At 69.5% G+C, this 21001-nt stretch carries 8 protein-coding genes; 4 read left to right on the top strand and 4 right to left on the bottom strand.

Annotated features, from left to right (window positions below):
- Nucleotides 1-6 precede the first annotated feature (6 nt).
- The 4 genes from OG946_RS08905 to brxD all read right to left on the bottom strand — a co-directional run bounded on the left by OG946_RS08905 (nucleotide 7) and on the right by brxD (nucleotide 5805).
- Nucleotides 7-1476 carry an AAA family ATPase gene (locus OG946_RS08905; RefSeq protein ID WP_326795588.1) on the bottom strand — a complete coding sequence of 490 codons (1470 nt, stop codon included), beginning with the start codon at nucleotides 1474-1476 and terminating at the stop codon, nucleotides 7-9.
- A gap of 171 nt (nucleotides 1477-1647) precedes the next feature.
- Nucleotides 1648-2187: a methyltransferase domain-containing protein gene (locus tag OG946_RS08900; RefSeq protein WP_326795587.1), complete on the bottom strand. Its 540-nt coding sequence runs from the start codon at nucleotides 2185-2187 to the stop codon at nucleotides 1648-1650.
- Between the two features lie 157 nt (nucleotides 2188-2344).
- A complete protein-coding gene (locus OG946_RS08895) occupies nucleotides 2345-4483 on the bottom strand; it encodes a DEAD/DEAH box helicase (RefSeq protein ID WP_326795586.1) in 2139 nt (712 codons plus the stop codon).
- Complete coding sequence (brxD, locus tag OG946_RS08890) at nucleotides 4483-5805, bottom strand: BREX system ATP-binding protein BrxD (protein WP_326795585.1); 1323 nt, start codon at nucleotides 5803-5805, stop codon at nucleotides 4483-4485. Before brxD ends, OG946_RS08895 begins: the two co-directional genes overlap by 1 nt.
- 255 nt (nucleotides 5806-6060) lie before the next feature.
- Here brxD and pglW point away from each other — a divergent pair, with 255 nt between their 5' ends.
- From pglW to pglZ, 4 genes are read left to right on the top strand one after another with little or no spacing between them, the layout of a single operon-like run.
- A complete protein-coding gene (gene pglW / locus OG946_RS08885; RefSeq protein WP_326795584.1) occupies nucleotides 6061-10587 on the top strand; it encodes a BREX system serine/threonine kinase PglW in 4527 nt (1508 codons plus the stop codon).
- Entirely contained in the window at nucleotides 10584-14210 is a 3627-nt protein-coding gene (gene pglX, locus OG946_RS08880; RefSeq protein WP_326795583.1) for a BREX-2 system adenine-specific DNA-methyltransferase PglX, read from the top strand. The genes pglW and pglX overlap by 4 nt, the downstream gene beginning before the upstream one ends.
- Before the next feature lie 20 nt (nucleotides 14211-14230).
- Nucleotides 14231-18085, top strand: coding sequence for a BREX-2 system ATPase PglY (gene pglY / locus OG946_RS08875; protein WP_326795582.1), 3855 nt, complete (start codon nucleotides 14231-14233; stop codon nucleotides 18083-18085).
- Entirely contained in the window at nucleotides 18085-20889 is a 2805-nt protein-coding gene (pglZ, locus tag OG946_RS08870; protein ID WP_326795581.1) for a BREX-2 system phosphatase PglZ, read from the top strand. Before pglY ends, pglZ begins: the two co-directional genes overlap by 1 nt.
- The last annotated feature ends 112 nt before the right edge of the window (nucleotides 20890-21001 follow it).

Here is a 21001-nt window from a genome sequence, read left to right as displayed (position 1 = left end):
CGTTGATCAGTCGCCGTGGTAGAGGCGATGCGGCTCGATCAGTTGGATGGTGGGGTCGCTTTCGGCGCGGAGGCGCAGGTCGTCGGTGAAGCCGGCGGCGCTGTAGCAGTGCAGTCCCGTGGCGTCGGTAGCTGTGCCGCGTGCCATGAGCAGGGAGCGGATGCGCTGGAGGCGGTCCAGATGTCTCTGCCCCATGACGTCGTTCCACTTGACTTCACCGATGGCCAAAAGCCCCTCGACGCCGTTTTCGGTGTCGCCGTGGACGGCGACGTCGACTTCGTGGCTGGTCTTCGCGGCGGGGTCGTTGACGGTGCCGCTCGCCACTCTGGTGGCCACCCCGCCGTGGGTTTCGGCCGAGGCGTGCCAACGGGCCCACTCGCGGCAGACCTGCTCGAAGTGCGGGCCGACGACTTTGCTGCGGAACGTGGACTGGGCGCGGCGCCACACCGCACCGGCGCGTCCGGGGCGCTCCAGGTCACCCCAGGCAGGACGCATGACTGCGTGGTAGAAGGCGATGAGGGGTTCGGCGATGCGGTAGGCGGAGCGGTTACGGCGGAAGGCGTCAGCCTCGTGCGTGATCATGCCGACGTCCTGAAGGACGCTGAGCGGGTGGGCGAGATCGGTGGACTTACGGCCGAGGTAGTCGGCGATGCCGCCGCGAGCGGTGTTTCCGGCGGCGATGGCGGCCAGGACCGAGTGATAGAGGGCGGTGTCGTGGAGTTCTGGCTCTTCGGCGAGCAGATAGCGGGCTTCCCGGAAGAGCGGGCGGGCAGGATTGAGGACTGCGCGGACGACCCAGGCGTTGAAGTCGTCGGGGCCGGCGGGGGTGTCGCCTTGGGTGAACTCGCGGCGATAGGCGGGAGTACCGCCGACGATGGCGTGGGTGAGCAGCGCGGTGCGCGGGTCGGCGATCTCCCAGAACTCGGCGGCGAGACGGAAGTCCAGAGTGGGGACGACAAGCTCCAGGCCGGCGCGGCCGCGCAACGGGGCGTTTCCGGCGAGGAGCCCTCCCATGAAGGACAGCGCGGAACCGCACAGCAAGAGCCGCACGGGGGTATTGATGCGCTGGGCCGTCGGATCGAGGGCACGCTGGATGATCGAAGGGAGAGCCGGGGACGCCTTCGCGACGAAGGGAAACTCATCAATGACCGCCGTGACGGGGCTGCCCCCGTCCGCGATACGCATGAGCTCGGTGACAGCTTCACCCCAGTCGGCGAAACGGAAAGGCGTTGGCTGATCGCGGTAGTGAGCGAGAGCCCCGCCGAACTGACGCAAGGCGTCAGCTTCCGTGGTCTCCGTAGCAGTGAACATGAACCCGCCGCTCGCGCGGATAAGGGCGTCGAGCAGGAAGGTCTTGCCCTGGCGACGCCGTCCGGAGACCACGCCGAGGGTGGCCCGGGATCCTGGCAGGGCTGCGAAGCGAGCCAGTTCCGACCACTCGAAGTCGCGGTCGAACATCTCGGCGGGTCTGTCCATGGAGGCACGCATCCTTCAGAAGTATAATTGCGCCTATTATAACTGCAACTCTTACGAGGTGCTCCGGCCGTACAGACCACTGTGCAACCGGGGGGCGAGGCGAGGTCGGAGCGAAGACGAACGAGACCGAGCACTTCCGGCCCCTGCTGATGTCTTCTCCGTCCTGATCGCCTACGTGGTGGGCCCGGCCATGAGGTGGGGCGGGTAGTCGGCGCCGTGGCGTACGCCCATGAACCCGGCCCGGTCCCGTTCCACGCGGCCGATCGCGCCGCAGTCCGGAGTCTTGTCCGCCCCGGTGATCAGCGAGGTTCCGGTGATCGTGGTGACCAGTCGGCCGCCTGGCCGCAGCGCGGCGAGCCACGAGGCGGGGATGCGCGGCACGGAGACGGTGGCGACCTCGGGCCGGTGGCCGACCTCGGCGAGCCGGTCACGGGCTGCTTCGGTCAGATACGGGTCCACGTCCACGCTCGTGACATGCCGGTCGCCCAGGGGGCGGCTCAGTAGGGCCGCGCCGTAGCCCGTGCCGGTGCCCACGTCAAGCACGTCCACGCCCTCGTCCGGGCGCGGGTGCCTGGCCATCTGCACCACCAGCGACGGCAGCCTGGAGGACGACGACGGCCACCATTCGGGGCGGTCGTCGGGCTTGGCGTGGTCGGCGTGCGGTTCGCCGAGGCGGGTGACGAGCGTGGCGTCACGGTAGGCCGCGCGCATCCACCCGGACCGGTGGCTCGGCCGTCGCAGAGCACCGCCCCGATCGGGGCGGCGTCCCACCAGCGGGGGACGAACACGTGCCGCGGCGTGTTCCGTGCGGCCTTCCCAGCTCAGGGCCCGAGGCTCCCATGGGGACTCACGTCAAGGCTTCGGCAGGCTATTGCCAGGTCTCCCAGCGCACGGCCTCGTCAAGGACGGACCGGGCGCCGTCGAAGTCCGCCAGGCGAGCGGCGACCGTGCGTGCGGCGAGGTGCTCGGGGAGGGCGGCCGAGAACTTCAGGCCCTGCACAGCACGGGGGTTGACGTCAGGCAGGACAAGGTGGTGGGCGAGGGCGGTGCAGGCGGCCTGCCAACTCTGCGGTGTCGTTGCCGTATTGAGGCGGATCCGGGCGTCGTCGGGGTGTTGTACGGGGTCGGCGAGGGCCCCGAGGGATGCGATGAGGGTGGCATTGGCGCGAAAGCCGGCCCAGGTCCACCACTCGAGCTTGTCGCCCTCGCGGCGTAGGAGCGTCCCGCGTGCGTCGACGTGCGAGGCCCGGTTCTCTCGGAGTTCGGCGAGGCGTGCCTGCGCGCGTCGGGTGAGGCGGGCGGGCGGGTCCGCGCCGAGGAGTACGTCGCGCATGGCGCGGGTGAGTGGGAAGGAGAGGCCGCTGAGCCCGTAGCTGTCCCAGCGGGCGCGGCCGCCGCCTTCGGCGGGTTCGACGAAGGCGCGTCTGCGGTTGAAGTCGATGTGGCCGATCTGCCAGCTGCGTCCGCCGAGGAGCAGCAGGCGTGGCCCCTCATGCTGTTCCAGCAGGAGCCGAGGGTCGATGGTGCCGAGGTCCTTGCGGCCGAAGTAGACGGTGAACTGCGGCGGGGCGGTGAAGGCCGCAGTGAGGGCCATGAAGTGGCGGCGGCCGAAGTGCTTCTCGGCTTGGGGGCCGATGAAGAGGAGCCCTCCGTCGGTGTCGAGGAATCCGCCGCTGACCAGGTACTTGATGATCGGCGTCGAGCTCTTGTCGAAGGGTGCGAGACCGTTCCACTCCTCGTGCCAGGTGCGGTCGCCGAGTGTGTGCTGCTGCAGGGCCGCGGCGAGAATCTGCTGGGCGACGAGGTGGCGCGGCTGTGGCGGCGGGACGACGGGCTCGATCCAGTGGCGGCCCCACAGCAGGAGCAGTGCCGCGGCTTTCAGGAGGTCGGGCTCTTCGGTGGCGAGGAAGAGGGCATTGCGTACCGTTCCGGTGCGCCGTCCTGTGCGGCCCAGGCGCTGCAGGAAGGCTGCGACGGTGTCAGGGGCGCCGATCTGGACGACCCGGTCCAAGTCGCCCACGTCGATGCCGAGTTCGAGGGTCGAGGTGGAGACGATCACGCAGTCTCGGGCCTCGGCGAAGGCTTCTTCGGAGCGGCGCCGCTCGTCGAGGGAGAGGGAGGAGTGGGAGAGGTACGTCGTCACGCCGCGGAGACGAAGCTTCTCACCGAGTTCCTCGACGGATGCGCGGGAGTCGCAGAAGACGAGTCGCTTTTCGCCGCCGTGGAGGAGGGAGATGAGTTTGGCCGCGTTGTCGAGGGAGCCCACATAGTCGAGTTCGATGTCGCCGGGTGGTGGGGCGCTTCCTTCGGGTGCCTTGGGAGGAACGCCAGGTGCGACGACGCGGCCCACGCGCTCGTGTGGTTGTGCCCCTTGCAGCCAGTGCAGCAGGTCTTCGGGGTTGCCGACCGTGGCGGACAGGCCGATGCGCTGGATGCGCCGCTCGGCGAGGCGCTCAAGGCGTTCGAGTACGGCGAGCAGGTGCCAGCCGCGGTCGTCCGAAGCGAAGGCGTGCACCTCGTCGACGACAACGGCCCGTACCCCGCCGAGCATGTGCTTGTGGTCGGTCTTCTTGCTGATGAGTTGTGCTTCGAGGGATTCGGGGGTGGTCAGGAGGATGTCAGGGCCGTCGACCCGCATTCGCTTGCGCGCGGATTCCCTGGTGTCGCCGTGCCACAGCGCCGCAGTACGGCCCAGCCATCCCGCGTAGGTCTCAAGGCGTGGTTCAAGGTTGTTGAGGAGGGCTTTGAGGGGGGCGAGGTAGAGCACCGAGATGCCCTGCCAGTCGCTGTTCTCCATGGCCGCGAGCAGCGGGAACGAGGCGGCCTCGGTCTTGCCGCCCGCGGTGGGGGCGAGCAGCACGGCGTCCTCGCCGTCCATCAGCGGGTCGATGGCGGCCTTCTGCAGGGGCCGCAGGTCGGGCCAGCCGAGGGTGTTGACGATGTGGTGCAGGAGCACGGGATGCAGACGGTCCACCGGATCCGGGCGGTCCAACCGGTCCGGCTCCATCACAGCTCCAGGCCGATGTCGTCCGCTGCCGCAGCGTTGCGTTCTATATCCGTCAACTCACTCCCGGACAAGGTGAGTTGATAGTGGAGCCGCGGGTCGAACTCCTCGAACTGGTCGATCCGGTCGAGGACGTCTCCGACGAGCTTCTTCAGGAAGATCCGCGGGGCGACGCCGACCTTCCCGCCCAGGCGCCCGCCGACTGCCTTGGCGAGGTCGTCGATGTACGCCTCGTCGGCCACCTCCCGGATCCGTACCGGATCGCCCGCTCCGGCGGCGTACAGGTCCCGGACCTTCAGCCCGAGCTGGACGAGGCGCTCCCCGGTGAAGCCCGGCAGCCGGATCTGCACGGCACGCGGGTTGTCGAAGCGAGGGTCGGTCGTGAAGTCGGTGGCGAGCCGCTGCGCGAGGGGGGCGAGTCGCTGCACACCCTGCGGCCCGTCGTAGAAGGCCGGGGTGCCGGTGATCACCAGATAGAGGCCGGGGAACCGGCCGGAGTGCACCTCGTCGATGAGCTGGCGCAGCGCGTTGAGGGCCTTGTCGCGGGCGTCGGAGCGGACCCGCTGCAGCGTCTCCACCTCGTCGAGTACGACGACGAGGCCGGCATGACCGGTGTCACGCAGGACGGTGAGGAGCCCCTGGAGGAACCCGAGGGCCCCGAAGTGGTCGAGGTCACCACGCACCCCGGCCGTCTTGCGCGCCGCGGCGGACACGTGCGGCTGTCCGCCGAGCCAGGCGAGGACGGCGGCGGCCGACGTGTCATCGCCGGCTTCGAGCGCCTGGCGGTAGCCGCGCAGTGCGGCGGCGAAGGCCGGTGCGTGCCGGGACACCTCGGCGAGCCGCGCCGACATCAACCGGTCCACGGCATCGGCAAGGGCGTCCTCGCCCACTCCGTCGGCGAGCGCGTCCTCCTCCAGTGCGTAGAACCAGCCGTCGACGACCTGCTGCAGCGCGCTGGGCGGGAAGGCCGAGGTGGCGAGCCGTTCGATGAGCCGCCGGTAGACGGTCTCGAGCTTGTGCAGCGGCGTCTCGTTCTCCGACACCTGGATCTCACAGACGGCGAACCCGCGGGCCTTGCCGCGCTCGGCGAGCCACCGGGTGAAGAACGTCTTGCCGGAGCCGTACTCGCCGCGCACCGCTTTGAAGACGGAGCCGCCGCCTGCGGCGGTTTCCAGCTCCTCGTCCACAGCGGGGGCGAACCGGTCGAGGCCGGTCGCGAGCAGATCAAGCCCCTGCTCGGGCACGGCTCCCCGCCGCAGTGCGTCCACGACGCTTCGCCGCCGTACGGTGCTGACCTGACCACGTACGTCATTCACGGGCACCATCCTCGCAAACCTGACCCTCCTGCTGCCCGGGAGTCGGTGTTGCGCGAGGACTTCGGTACCGCGATCGCAGGGCCAGAAGCCCCTGGGCGGGATGAGCCGAAAAGGGCTGGGGGATGGCGATCGCGCCCGTACAATCCAACAAACTAACAATCCGTCAGGGCGGCCTGCCGAGATGCCGGCCACGAGCTGCTCGGTGCAACCACCCACCGAGGCCAGTTCTGACGGCAGGGCGCGGGGGATCGGAGAGCCAGGCTGATGAAGAAGGGTCGCTGGACGGCCGTCGCTCCTTCCGAGTACCCGCACGAACAGGCGGCCCTCGAGAGGATCCTCACGCCTCTACCGGACGACGGTCCGTGGCGGGCGTGGTCCAACTTCACCTTCGTCAGCCAGACGGGTCACGTTCGTGAGGTCGACCTCCTGGTCGTGACGCCGGGTGGCGTGCACATGATCGAGCTGAAGAGTCTGCACGGCCGGGTGGAACGGCGCGGCGGCCAGTGGGTGCAGATCCCGCCGGGGAACCGACGCGGGTACGGGAGGAGCCTCGGCGATCCACTGCGCCTCACCAACCAGAAGTCCAAGGAACTGGCTTCCCTGCTGCGCAGGTACGGCGCGAGGGTGTACGTCACCGAGGGCGTGTGCTTCACCGAGGACGGCCTCGACCTGGCGCTGCCGCCGCACGAGCTGAACGCCCACATCTACAACGGCGTCCCGGCCCTCCTCGCGGAGCTCCGGCTGCCGCCTCGCGAGGACCGGTTCAGGATCTCGTCGCAGGCCAGCACGGGCATCGGCAGGGCGCTCACCCAGGTCGGTATCCAGCAAGTGGTCAGGGAGGCGAAGGTCGGCCCGTTCATCCTGGACAAGCGGCCCTTCGACACGGGTGTCACCTGGGCCGACTACGCGGGCAGACACGAGCAGTTATCCGAGACCGTGCGCGTGCGGGTCCATCTGCGGCCCCGCAACTCGAGCAGCGAGGCGCGTAAGGCACTCGTCGAGGCGGCGAGGCGGGAGGCCGACACACTCAAGCGGATCCACCACCCCGGTGTGGTGCGCATTCGGGACTACTACCCCTCCGACCATGAAGCGGGCCCAGCCCTCACCTTCGACCACCACCCCGAGCGGCTGCACCTGGACGAGTTCCTCGACCGGTGGGGTGAAGTGCTGAACCTGGAGGACCGGCTCGCACTCGTCCGCCAGATCGCCGAGGCGATCAAGTACGCGCATGCCAAGCGGCTCTACCACCGTGCTCTCACGCCGCGCTCGATCCATGTCATCCCTCGCTACAAGGGTGCGGAAGGGCGTGAACTGAGCGAGGAGGAGCGCTGGCGGCAGCCCATTATGCAAGTATCCGACTGGCAGCTGGCCTCGCGCACGATCACCTCAAGCGGAGTGAGCCTGGCACCGTCCACGGTGTCGGACGGGAGCGTCGGCGACGCCTCGGATCCTTATCTGGCGCCGGAGTTGACGGCCCCGAAGGCCGATCCGGCGCGCATGGACGTGTACGGCATCGGCACGCTCGCCTATCTGCTCATCACCGGCAGCTCTCCCGCCGGGACCCGCGCGGAGCTGCAGGCCAGCTCGGAGAGGGGCGAGCGGCTCGCCCCGTCGGCGGTCAGGGACGGCATCCCGCCGTTCCTCGACGAACTGATCGACGCCGCCACCGCTCAGCAGCCGGACCGGCGGCTCGACGCGGTGAGCGACTTCCTGGAAATGCTGGCGGCGGTCGAGGAGGACCTCAGGCCCACCGCAGTACAGGAGGAGGAGCAGCCGGAGCAGGAGCCTGCCGACGACCCCGACCCGCTTGAGGTCCCGCCGGGCACGCTCCTGCAGGGGCGCTGGCGGGTGCGCCGCCGCCTCGGTACCGGCTCGACAGCGCGTGCCCTCCTGGTGCTGGATGAACGGCAGGGGAAGAGAGACGCGTTCGCGGTACTGAAGGTGGCGCTCGACGACGACAAGTCGGAGGCGTTGCAGCGCGAGGCGGAGACTCTCGACCGACTGCGGGACTCGAGCATCATCCGGCTGCTCAAGCCGAGGACTTTCGCCGTGGGCGGGCGTACGGTCCTGGCCACCGAGTACGTAGGCAACATCAAGGCCGAGGCCGACGACAAGCGCGACGACCGCACCGCTCGGGACGAGACCATGGCGCGCGTCCTGGGGCGCCAGGGCCGCCTCACCATGGACGAGCTGGAGCGCTACAGCGACAACCTGTTCAACGCCCTCTACTACCTGGAGGGCGAGGGCATCTGGCATCGCGACATCAAACCGGACAACATCGCGATCCGGATCCGTCCGAACGGCACCAGGCAGGCCCTCCTCCTCGACTTCTCGCTGGCCTCCGTCTCGGCCCGCGAGACCGGCGCGGGCACAGCCGGCTATCTCGACCCGTTCGTCGGCACGGTGATGCGGAACCTGTACGACGACGCCGCGGAACGGTACGCACTCGCCGCGACGCTGCACCAGATGGCGTCGAACGAGCTGCCGCAGTGGGGCGACGGGTCCGTCACCCCGCGGATGACGGACCCGAAGGAGTGGCCGTACCCGACGATCGCCTCGGAGGGCTTCGAGGACGAACTGCGCGACGGGCTCACCGAGTTCTTCCGCAAGGCGCTCGCCCGCGATGCGAAGCAGCGCCACAAGGACCTGCGGGAGATGCGCACGTCCTGGCAGCGGGTCTTCCTGGACGCGCAACGCCTGGCCGCCAGCGCCGGACACGAGTCGCTGAGGCGGCAGGGGCAGAGCTCCGCACCGGATGGCGAAGCCGACACCGCCGAGCTGCGCGACCAGCTTGCCGAGGTCGCCACCCGTGACACTCCTCTGGTGCGTGCGGGCCTGACGCCGTCCGCGTACTCGATCCTGCGGGACATGAAGCTCACCACGGTCGGCGAATTCCTCGACCGGGCCAGTCGTACGTTCATCAACCGGCCGGGGCTCGGCGCCCGTACGCGGACGGAGATCCAGCGGCGGCAGAAGGAGTGGCGTGCCCGCCTCGGCTCGCAGCCCGAGCCGCAGCCGTCGCCGTCACCGTCACCGCAGGAGAGGACGCCGCTCGAAGCGCATCTCGAGCACATCGTCGGGGTGGTCCCCGACGTCCAGGACATCGACCACCTCCTCGCCCGGATCGTCCCGCCTGCCGCCGGCCGGACGAAGCGGCTGCACGAGGTGGCCGTGCACCTGCTGCGCGCGCCCGGCGCCGACGGCACGCTGCCGGACCTTCCGGTGTGGCCGCTGCAGAAGGACGCCGCGCAGGCCGTTGGGTTCGCCGACCAGTCCACGTTCTCGAGAGAGTTGAAGAAGCTCCGCAAGCTCTGGGCGCAGGATGAGGGCCTGCTGGAGGTGCGGGCGGCGGTGCTGGAGCAGCTTCGCACGCTCGGCCGGGTCGCCTCCGTGGACGCGCTGGCCGGCTGGCTGCTCGGCACCCGCGGCTACTCCCTGGGAGACCCGGAGGTACGGCGGGCCGCCGCCTTCGCCGTGTTGCGCGCGCTGATCGAACGCGAGCAGCATCTGTCCGTGGGCGACGGGGCTTTCCAGCACTTCGCCCCATACAAGGCGACCGACCCGGTACGCCGCGCGGGCTTCCTCGCGCTGGAGGTCGACCCGGACAACGAAGCGGACGGACCCGACACCCCGGCGGCGCCCGCGCTGCTCAGCTACGTGAAGCGGCTCGGTGACGCCGCGGACCGGCTCGCGGGACGGGACTCCCTGCCAGGTTCGAGCACGGTCCTCGCCGAGTTGAGCGCGGTGAGGCTGCCCGAGGGCGACTTCTCCTGGGACGACCGGCGCGTGGCCACCCTCGCCGCCCAGGCGAGCCAGAACGCCGCGCTGTCGCCGCGGCTCGAGATCTACCCGCGCGATCTGGGCCTCATCCGCGCCCTGCGACTCACTCAGGCGGGTCTGGTCCGGGTCCTGCCGGGTCTGCCCGAGAAGCAGCAGCCGGGGCTGCCCCTGCGCGAGGTCCTCGAACGTGTCAACGACCGCTTCCCCGCTCTGGCGGCGCTCGCCGGGATGAAGGACAGGCCCGAGGAACTGCTCAAGGCGCTGCGCGAGGCGGGGTTCGACCTCAAGTACGCGGCCGACAAGAAGGCGTTCCTGCCCCGGAAATTCGAGGCGGTCCTGTCGTACACCTCCGCTCTCAGCGGCAGCGGTTCCGGGACCGGCGGCCCGCTGGACCCGGAGTCGGCCGCGGCGCGGGCCGATGCGCAGTTGGCGGGCGCCGCGCGGCGCGACGGGTTCCGGGTACTGACCGTGCGCGCGCGGAGCGCCCCGGCGGTGGGACGGGAACTGCGTCGCCAGTACGGGGCGCGGGCGGTGTCCGTGACCGAGCTGTTCCTGAAGGGACTGCGGGGCGAACTCACGCCCGAGCGCGCGATGCCAGCGTGGGAGGTCGTGGTGAGGGCGGACGTCCTTCCGGCCGGGCAGCGTCCGACGGGGTTCACCAACCTGGTGGGGGCGGTGTGGCAGGCCGTGCAGGGGGTGCTGGAAGGGGAACTGGCGGCTTCGGCCCGGGCCCCGACTTCCGGTGATGGCCGCGTTGCCCCTGTCCTCCTCGCAGATGCCGCCGTCTTTGCCCGCTACGACGGCATGCACGTCCTCGACCGGCTGACTGCGCGCGCCCGGCGCGGTGGCCGCCCCCTGTGGGTCCTTGTCGCCCAGGACGACGAGACCGCCGTCCCGAAACTCGCCGGACGCCCCGTTCCGTACCTCGAGGCCCAGCAGGAGTGGATCCCCATTCCCAAGTCCTGGACCCGCATGCACGAACCGACCGCTCTCGAAGGAGCCACCGCGTGATCGACCGCAAGGCGCTGCTGTCGGACCTGCAGGCACAGGTCAAGGCGGCGGAGACGGACCTTGAGGGCCAGGTGAAGCGGGACGAGGCGGTACGGGACCGGCTGCGTGCCGAGTACGACGCGTCGAAGAAGGTCGGCCGTACGGCGGCGACCTGGCAGTCCTGGCTCGATGAGCGGATCACGCAGGTGGCGGTGGCGTGGGTGCTCGGGACGGTCTTCGTACGGTTCGTCGAGGACAACGGCCTGGTGCCCGAGCCGTACATCACCGCGCCCGACATCGCCGGGCGCGAGGTCGCGCAGGCGCGGTACGACGAATACGTGGACAAGACAGAGGACCCCACGTATCGGGGCTGGTTCGAGCGGGCCTTCGAGGAACTGGCGGAGGGGCCGGCGGGGGCACTGCTGTTCTCGGAGCATAATCCGCTGCGGCAGATACCGCTCTCGCACGAGGGGGCGGGGGCGCTGCGGGACTTCTGGCAGCGGACGGTCGACGACGAAGCGGGGACGTCGGTCCTGGTCCACGACTTCACCGACCCGCTGGAGGAAGACGGCGACGGTACGCGGGGATGGGACACCCGGTTCCTGGGCGACCTGTACCAGGACCTGAGCGAGGCCGCCCGCAAGAACTACGCGCTGCTTCAAACCCCGGAGTTCGTGGAGGAGTTCATCCTCGACCGGACGATGAATCCGGTGGTACGGGAGCGGGGTGGCGTCGAGGACCTGAAGATGATCGACCCGACGTGCGGGTCGGGGCACTTCGTGCTGGGTGCGTTCCGGCGGCTGGTGCGAGAGTCGGCTGAGCGGCGGCCGGAGCTGGACGCGCATGCGCGGGTGCGCGGGGCGCTGGAGTCGGTGCACGGGGTGGACATCAACCCGTTCGCGGTGGCGATCGCGCGGTTCCGGCTGCTGATCGCGGCGATGGGGGCGGCGGGGGTGCGGACGTTAGGGGAGGCGGCGGGGTACGACTGGCCAATGCAGTTGGCAGTGGGGGACAGCCTGATCCGTAACCGGAAGATCCGCGGCGAGCAGGGCACGTTCGACTTCGAAGAGGCGGACGAGCCGGACCCGCTGGTCGACTTCCGGTACACGACCGAGGACGTCAACGACTTCGACGGCATTCTGCAGCGCGGCAAGTACGACGTGGTCGTCGGCAATCCGCCGTACATCACCGTGAAGGACAAGAAGCTCAACGAGCTGTATCGGTCGATCTACGACGCCTGCCAAGGGACATACGCGCTTTCGGTGCCGTTCGCGCAGCGGTTCTTCGAGCTGGCGAAGGTTGGGGAGAAAGAGACGGGCGAGGGGTACGGACGCGTTGGCCAAATCACGGCGAACTCGTTCATGAAGCGAGAGTTCGGGACGCGGCTCATTGAGTCGTTCTTCGGGCATGAGGTGGAACTGAGAGAGGTCATCGACACGAGCGGGGCGTACATTCCGGGGCATGGGACACCGACCGTGATTCTCGTCGGGACGCGGCGGGCGTACAGCAAGCGGGGGGCGACTGTGCGTACGGTTCGGTCGGTTCAGGGTGAGCCTTCGGTTCCGGAGATTCCAGAGGAGGGGCTCGTTTGGCGTGCGACCGTCGAGCAGATCGATGCGCCCGGCTCCAAGAGCCAGTGGGTGTCTGTGGCGGATCTGGAGCGGGGGCGTTACTTCGCTAAGGCTCCCTGGATCCTTGCGGATGGTGGCGCTGAGCTCGATGAGCGGCTGAGCGCTGACAACGCGGTTCCCATTAAGGCGGTTATCGAGCCGCCTATCGGTCGGGCGATTCGAGCGGGCGCGGACGAGGCTTACATTCGGCCGCTGCGACCGACGTTCCGCACCGTCACCGATCGAGGTGCTCTGCGCCCGCTGATGAAGGGTGACATCGTTCGTGACTGGATCGCGTCCCCTGAGGAACTGGTCTGGTACCCGTACTCCGCTGGCGTCGTTCTGGACGACTTGCGCACTGACTTGTGGCCATTGAGGACGATCCTCGCTGCACGGCGCACGTTTCAAGGTGACATGGCAGATGCCGGCCTCGGCTGGTGGGACTACATGCAGCACACGGCCTCGGCGTACAAGACACCGCTGTCGATCACGTTCGCTGAAGTCGCAACGCACAACCACTTTGTGCTTGATCGGGGTGGGAAGGTGTTCAAGCAGACCGCGCCGGTTATCAAGTTGCGGGAGGAAGCGACCGAAGGGGAGCACCTCCAGTTGCTTGGTGTACTCAACAGCTCCACAGCTGGGTTCTGGCTTCGCATGGTCTGCCACGACAAGGGCAACCGGGGTGGTGAACGTGGCACAGGTCGGTACGCCTGGGAGAGCTATTACCAGTTCAACGGCGCAAACGTTCAAGATTTTCCCCTCCCGCGCACCTACCCCACCACCCTTGCCGTCGCCCTAGACACCGCCGCCCAGCAACTCACCGCCACCACCCCCACCGCCGTAGCCACCGCAGCCACCCCCACCGCCGCCACCCTCCGTAACGCCCATGCCACCTACGAAGCCACCCGCGCGCGCATGATCGCCCTACAGGAGGAGTTGGACTGGCAGGTCTACTCCCTCTACGGCCTCACCGACACCGACCTCCGCCCCGCCGACCCGGCCGACGTCCCGCCCCTCGCCCTCGGTGAGCGGGCCTTCGAGATCGTGCTGGCCCGTGCCATCGAGCGCGGCGAGGCGTCGTCCGAGTGGTTCACGCGGCACAACTCCACACCCATCACCGAACTCCCGGGCCACTGGCCGGCCGCGTACAAGGACATCGTTAACCAGCGCATCGCGATGATGGAGTCGAACTCCGCCATCGGCATGGTCGAGCGCCCCGAGTACAAGCGGCGCTGGGCCACCGAGGGCTGGGACGCCATGCAGAAGCGGGCCCTGCGTGCCTGGCTGCTCGACCGGATCGAGGCCAAGCGCGAGCTGTGGTTCGACGGTGCCGACCAGCCCACCCTCATCACCCTGCCGCGCCTGACCGACCGCCTCCAGGAGGACGACGACTTCGCCGCCGTCCTCAACCTGTACGCGCCCCGCGCCGACTTCGCGAAGACCGTCGCCGAGCTGGTCGGCGACCAGCACGTCCCTGCCGCCGCCGCCCTGCGCTACAAGCCCGCCGGCCTGAAGAAGCGCGCCGACTGGGAGCGGACCTGGGAGAAGCAGCGTGCGGAGGACGCCGCCACCTCCGAGGACGAGAAGCGGAAGATCCGGGCCGCGACCGACGTGCCGCCCAAGTACACCTCCGCCGACTTCCTGCGCCCCAGTTTCTGGGCTCAGCGCGGAAAGCTCGACGTCCCCAAGGAGCGCTTCATCTCCTACGGCGCGCACAACACCCAGACCCCCGCGCTCCTCGGCTGGGCGGGCTGGGACCACCTCCAGCAGGCGCAGGCGATCGTCGGCTACCTCAACGAGAACGAGCTGACGCCCGACGAACTCACCCCGTACCTCGCCGCCCTGCTCGAACTGCAGCCGTGGCTGGACCAGTGGCACGGCGAGTGCCTCCCCGACTTCGGTCAGTCGGCGGCGCAGGCGTTCCACGACTTCCGGCTCGCCCTCCAAGGGGAGCTTGGGCTGACCGACGAGGACCTCCGGGCCTGGCGGCCCGCGGCTGCGGCGCGCGGCGGACGCGCCCAGAAGACGAAGTGAACAGAGGCAGAGAAGCAGACATGGCAGCGAACCCCGCGAACGGCAACCCCGGCACCCCCCTCCTCCGCGAGCTGATCAACATCAAGCCGGAGGTGTCCAGCTCCGACTACGTCCTGCAGCTCGCCGACGCCACCACCCCCGACGGCGTGGCGAAGGCCCTGGCCGAGTACGTCGTCACCGACGACCTCGTGAAGCACTTCAACGAGGCCCTCGGCATCATCAAGGCGGCCGTCGACAGCCACTCCTCGAAGGCCGCGTATCTGCACGCCTCGTTCGGTGCCGGCAAGTCGCACTTCATGGCCGTACTGCACGCCCTGCTCAACCAGGCGCCGGCAGCTCGCGGCAGGACCGATTTCGACCCGGTGTTTGCGAAGAACGGGTGGCTGCAGGGCGGTGACCGACGGTTCCTGATGGTGCCGGTGCACATGCTGGACGCGAAGTCCATGGAGCAGCGGATCCTCGGCGGATACGTCAAGCGGATCAAGGAGTTGGAGCCCGGCGCGCCGATCCCGCGGGTGTACCGAACCGATGCCATGTTCCGCGACCTGCAGTCCATGCGGGAGCGGCTCGGCGACGAGGACGTGATCAAGTTCCTGGCGGGTGCCGCGTCCGCCGAGGCCAGAGGCGACGGCGATGGCGGCGAATGGGGTGAGTTCGGGGCCGCCTTCGCCTGGACCACTGAGCTTCTCGACCAGGCGATGGCCGCCGAGGAGCTGGAGGTCGGGCAGGAGTTCAACCCCGCCGATCCGTCCACCCCCGGCGAGCTGCGGGCCCGGCTCGCCCAGGACACGGCCAAGGTGCTTCCCGGCTACGAGGAGCGTGCTGTCGAACAGGACGGCGGCTTCATCAGCCTCGACCGGGGTCTGTCGGTGATCGCCCAGCACGCGAAGAGTCTGAACTACGACGGGATCGTGCTCTTCCTCGACGAGTTGATCCTGTGGTTCGCCTCCCGCATATCCGAGTCCGAGTTCGTGTCCCGGGAGACCGCGAAGATCACGAATCTGGTCGAGAGCGGCGACGAGCGCCGCGCCATCCCCGTCGTGTCGTTCATCGCGCGCCAGCGCGACCTGCGCGACCTGGTCGGATCCGCTGAGGACGGGGGCCGCTACCAGCGGGCCATCGTCGACAACCTGGAGCTCGCCTCGGGCCGGTTCGACCGCATCAGCCTGGAGGACCGGAACCTTCCTCAGATCGCCCACGCGCGCCTCCTCAAACCGGACACGACCGAGAAGGCAGCGGTCATCGAGGAGGCGTTCAAGAAGGCGAAGTCCACGAACGCCAAGTTCTGGGACGAACTCCTGGGCGGCGACGGGAACAACGTGGGTGCCACGGAGACCGCGTTCCGCTTCACGTATCCCTTCTCGCCCGCCTTCATGGACACCCTCGTCCACCTGTCTTCGGCCCTTCAGCGCTCCCGGACCGGCCTCAAGCTGATGGGTGAACTCCTCGCCCACCGCCGCAATCTGCTGCGCGTGGGCGAGCTGGTGCCGCTCGGCGACATCTACGCACTGATCTCGGGTGGCGGCGACAAGCCGTTCACCGACGAGCTGCGGGCCGTCTTCGAGGAGGCCGACCGGCTGTACCGCAACCGGATGCGCCCCTACCTCCTCGACCAGCACCGGGTCACGGAGGAGCAGGTCGGGACGTACCAGCAGGACCCCGCCGCCGTCGAGGACGGTGACCTCTCCCGTCGGCTCAAGCAGTTCACCGACGACGACCGGCTGATGTCGACCCTCGTCCTGTCCGCCCTCGCGCCCGCCGCGCCCGCCTTCCAGAACATGACGGTCAAGCGGCTCCTGGCCCTGAACGCCGGCACCATCAAGGCGCTCCTTCCCGGCGGCGAGATCCCCGCCCTGATCAACAAGCTGAAGGAGTGGGCGGGCCGGATTCCCGAGATCAAACTCGCGGGCGACGGCGTGGCGATGACCGTACGCCTGGAACTGTCCGGTGTGGACATCGACTCCGTCGTCCGCAACGGCCGCGAAGCCTTCGACAAGCCCCGCTACCGCCACGACGCCGCCGTCGAGCTGTTGCGCTCGGAGTTCGCGCTGACCGCGGCCAAGGGGCAGGGCGGCTTCGACGCGTACGACACCCTCGACTTCACCTGGCGGGGCAGCAAGCGCCGTACCGAGGTGGTCTTCGCCAATATCGCCGACCGGGAGGAGACCCCCTACTCCACGCTCACTTCCACCGACACGGAGACCTGGCGACTCGTCGTAGATCTTCCGTGGGACGAGGGTGCGTACGGGCCGCGCGAAGACGTGAACCGGATGAACGGCTTCTGGGAGCGGCACCCCGAGGTCCAGCACTCCCTCGCCTGGGTGCCCACCCATATGACGACGACGATGTACGGGGACTTCAACCGGTACGTGGTCATCAAGCGGATCCTGAACAGCGGCAGTGACTTCGACAGCCGGTTCGCCGCCCACCTCGGCCCCGACGACCGTGTGCGGGCTCGAGGATTGCTTTCCACGCAGGCCGACACCCTGCGCGACCGGGTCGTCGCCGCGTTCAGGCAGGCGTACGGCCTGGCGAAGAAGCAGGAGGGGGACGTCCTCGACGACTTCTCGGACCACATCGCCACCAAGCCGGGCGTGACGACGCCCGCGCTCGCACTGGGCGCCGCCTCGCGCGATGCGATCCGCGAGATCGCGGGCAGGGTGCTCGCCTGGCAGTACCCGGGCCACCCCGACCTCGGCGCCGAGGCCGTCACGCCCGCCCAGGCGCGCACCGTCCTGGGCTATGTCAGTGAGGCCGCTCGGGCCAAAGAGGGCAAGGCGGAGGTAGTGCCGCGCGGAGAGCGGGAGCTGATGGAGACGGTCGCACAGCCGCTCAAGCTCGGCACGATGGGGGAGAGTTACTTCACCCTCGGCACGTACTGGCGTGAGCACTTCAACCGGCTCGCGAAGAACGACCCGGATGCGGACATCGGCTACGGCTTGCTGACCGCGTGGATGGACGAACCGCAGCGGATGGGGCTCCCGACCCACATCCAGCAGCTCGTCGCGGCCGCGTACGGCGAGATGGAAGACCGGGTGTGGGTCATCGGAGGGGCCCCCGTCGCCGACCTCAAGCTGGGCGAGATCAAGGACGGCTGGGCGTTGCGCCGCCAGCCCCTGCCCTCCGCGCCGGACTGGGAGACGGCCCGCGCGCGCTACGAGAAGATCTTCGGCAAGAAGGCCCCCGTGCAGCTACGCGGGCGGATCGTCAACTCCTTCGCCGATCTGGTGCGTACCCACGTCGACAAGCTCTTGCCGGCCAATCGCGAGCTGGTGGCCGAGCTTGAGCGGCGAGCGGACTTCCTCGGCCTTGACGACACCGCCGTCACCGGCCGCCTGCACACCGCACGCCGCGGGCTGGCCCTGCTCGAGGAGCTGCTCGCCGAGAAGGGACGCGGGGCCAAGCGGGCCGTCGAGGCCCTCGCCGCGTTCGGCCTCGGCGAGCTGACGCCGGAACGGCTCGGCTCATCCGTCACCACAGCGGACGTGGTGGCGCCCGCCCTGCAGAACGCCTCCTGGGACGTGCTCGAACTCGGCACGGGCATGGACGCTCTCACCACCCTCCAGGAGGACGCGCGCGAGGATCAGTTCAGCAGGAAGCTGCAGGACTCTCTGCCGCGCGCCCAGCGAGCGATCACCCAGGCTCTGGCCGTCCAGCGGCAACAGCAGCGGACCGAACCACCGGCCGACACTCCGGCCTCGCCCGGCCCGGACCAGGTGCCCCTGACCACCGACACCTCGCACCCCAAGGTCGACACCACTGCGCGTACGGGTTCCCTGCAGGGCAGCGCTGCCGAGGTCGAGCAGGCCCTGCACCAGGTGGCGGCGGCGCATCCCGGCAAGGGCATCGAGATCACGTGGAAGGTGGTCGACTGATGCCTCAGGCCGGCCCGGGGGTCGCCCGCCTCACGCCCACCGCTGTCGCGAACTACCTCGCGGGTCAGCGCGCGCTGGTCAAAGAGCCACCGCAGCCGGACGGCGAGACTCGCCAGGTGGTGCTCCTGCGCTCGGCACCCACGTGGGAGGAGCAGGCGATCCTGCCCTGGAACGGCGGCCGACGCGCACGGGTGGCCGCCGCGCCCTCCGTGCTCGCCCTTTACCAGGAGGCGCTCAGCCACCTGGGCGCCGCTGGGCCTGGCTCGGCGGAGGATCCGTCCCTTCTCGTCCTGCTCACCGACCGGGAGGACGCCGAACTCGACCCCGGTATCCTGGTCCGCGCCTACCGGCACGCCATCCAGCACGTCGACAACTGGGACCTCATCCGCGAGACATTCACCGCCTCCGGTATCGATCCGAGGCTCAGCGACGAGACCTGGGGGGTGGCCGAGGCGCTCCTCGAAGCCGCCCCCGCGGGCGGCTGGCCCGGCCTCAACCGGCAGGTCCTGTCCCGTACGCACGCACTCACCGCCCTCGCGCGGCGGCGACTGCTCCTCGACGAGGCCGCCCCGCTCGACATCGACACCCTGCTGCTGTGGAGCCGCACCTCCTCCGAAGGGCCGCGCGCCTACCGCGCACTGCGCGACGGGGAGCGTGCCGGGCTGCGGTGCTTCCTCGCCGAGGTGGACCAGGCCGGGCCGACCGCCGACGTCCTCCTGTCCATCCTGGAGCACGACGAGCCGTCCGTCGCCCTGCCGTTCGGGCTCGTCGCCGCAGCACTGTGGCACCACGCCCCAGCCGGCCCCCAGGTATTCCGGGCGCGCGGTCGAGCGGAGAACATCCTCGGCCGGGAGCACCCCGACGAGGACATGCGGCGCTACGGGGAATCCGTCGAGAACCTCGTCGCACGCAACGCACAACTCCTCGCCGAGGTCACCCCGGACGCCGAACGGCTCGCCGGGCATCTTGGGGCGACCGAGGCCATGGGCCACAGCCGCTACCTGCCGGCCGGACTCGAAGCGCGCCTGGCCGCCGTGGGGTCGGCGATCACCGGCCGCGATCTCGACGCCTGCCGCGCGGCGCTGCGCGCGGTACAGGCGCACCACCTCGCGGAGACGGCCCGCACCCGGATCGGCCGCGCCCGGATGGCCGTGCGCCTGGTGCAGTGGCTGGCTACCGAACCCGTGTGGACACCGGACACCGTCGCGGGTGCCCTGGCCCACTACAACGCCGAACTCTCCTGGGCCGACCGCGCGTTGGAGCACCTGGAGGCGGGCGGCGACACCGAGCCCGCCCTGTCCGGAGCCTACGAGGCGCTCGCCGCTGACGTGCGTGAGACGCGGCGGCGCATGGACCGGGCCTTCGCCGAACAGGTCGCCGAGTGGACCTCGGCAGGCACCGGCCCCGGCTCGATGCTGACGGTCGAGACCTTCCTGGAGCGGGTCGCGAAGCCCGTGGTGAAGTCCCAACGGCGGCTGATGCTGCTCGTCGTGGACGGCATGAGCGCCGCGCTCGCGGGACAGCTCGGCGAGGAACTCGCGGCGCACTGGACCGAGTACGACCCCACCGGCGAGAAGACGCTTCCGCCCACCCGCCAGGCGATGGCCGCCGCGCTGCCCACCATCACCGCCGTCAGCCGTACCACCCTCCTCACCGCCAGGCTGCAACGCGGCGACCAGAAGACCGAGAAGCGTGAATTCCCGTCCCTGCGGCTGTGGTCGGGGCAGAAGGCGGCGGTCTTCCACAAGGACGACCTCCGCCCCGCCGACACGGGTGGACGCTTCGGGCCCGACCTGGAAGCGGCGCTGGCGGACGACGCGTCACACCTCGCGATCGTCCTCAACACCGTCGACGACGGCCTGAAGAACGACGAACGCCTCGACGAGTGGGACTGGACGATCGACGACATCGACGCCCTGACCCCACTGCTGGACGAGGCCCGCCGACAGGGTATGGCCGTACTGATCACCAGCGACCACGGGCACGTACTGGAGCACCGGGGCGTGAAGGTACCCACCCCCGAGGCGGTCAGCGCACGCTACCGCGAGGTCCCGGACGGTGGCGCTGAACCCCTGGTAAGCGAGGCGGAGATGGTGCTCGCTGGGCCGCGCGTGGTTGGAGGCCCCATCGTCGCCTTGTGGTCGGCCGACACTCGCTACACCAACCGTGCCGCCGGTTACCACGGGGGAGTGCACCCGGCCGAGTTCACGATCCCTGTGCTCGCGTACCTGCCGGACGGCGCGACCGAGCACATCCCGCAAGGGTGGCGGCAACTCACGGACACATATGAGCCCCGCTGGTGGAAACTGGACACGACGCGCCTGCACCCGACTTCGGTACCCCGCTCCGTGAAGACCGGGACGACGCAGTCGGCGAAACCCAGGCGTACCCCGAAGAAGTCCGCTCCTCAGGACGCGGGTCTGTTTGAGGTCGCGCTGTCCCCCCAACCCTCCGAGACCGAGGGAACAGTGCTCTCCGTGCAAGGTCAGTCGCCGGTGGAGCAGCTGTTGGACGACCTCTTCGTCTCGCCGGCCTTCAGTGACCAGCTCGCTCTGCTCCCTCGCAAACAGGACCCGGAAAGACTCCGCCAGGCCCTTGCCGCGCTCTGCGAGAACAACACGCTCCCTCAGACGGCCGTGGCCGCCGCCGCGGGCATGCCGCCGGCCCGGGCCCGTGGCTACGCCGCCGTCCTCACCCAGCTCCTGAACATGGACGGAATACAGGTCCTCGAACTCCTCCCCGACAACAAGACGCTGAAGCTCAACCCGGCGTGGCTGAGGGCCCAGTTCGGGCTCGGGGAGTAGCCCCGTGGCGGTTCTCACCGCTGTCCAGCTATCCTCCAGCCTCACCGCTGCCCCGACACCGAGATCGCGTTACACATCCATTACACAAACGCGCGGGAACTCCCGGGAAACC

Origin of the sequence: Streptomyces sp. NBC_01808, from assembly GCF_035917395.1 — a bacterium.
Taxonomy (GTDB): domain Bacteria; phylum Actinomycetota; class Actinomycetes; order Streptomycetales; family Streptomycetaceae; genus Streptomyces.
Note: the sequence above shows the minus strand (reverse complement) of the source record. Positions and strands in the feature narration are given on the sequence as shown.

Excerpts from the sequence above, each read along its gene's own strand:
- pglY (WP_326795582.1), top strand. The coding sequence starts at position 14,231 with ATGGCAGCGAACCCCGCGAACGGCAACCCCGGCACCCCCCTCCTCCGC.
- pglZ (WP_326795581.1), top strand. The coding sequence starts at position 18,085 with ATGCCTCAGGCCGGCCCGGGGGTCGCCCGCCTCACGCCCACCGCTGTC.
- brxD (WP_326795585.1), bottom strand. The coding sequence starts at position 5,805 with ATGGTGCCCGTGAATGACGTACGTGGTCAGGTCAGCACCGTACGGCGG.
- OG946_RS08895 (WP_326795586.1), bottom strand. The coding sequence starts at position 4,483 with ATGGAGCCGGACCGGTTGGACCGCCCGGATCCGGTGGACCGTCTGCAT.
- OG946_RS08900 (WP_326795587.1), bottom strand. The coding sequence starts at position 2,187 with ATGCGCGCGGCCTACCGTGACGCCACGCTCGTCACCCGCCTCGGCGAA.
- pglW (WP_326795584.1), top strand. The coding sequence starts at position 6,061 with ATGAAGAAGGGTCGCTGGACGGCCGTCGCTCCTTCCGAGTACCCGCAC.
- OG946_RS08905 (WP_326795588.1), bottom strand. The coding sequence starts at position 1,476 with ATGGACAGACCCGCCGAGATGTTCGACCGCGACTTCGAGTGGTCGGAA.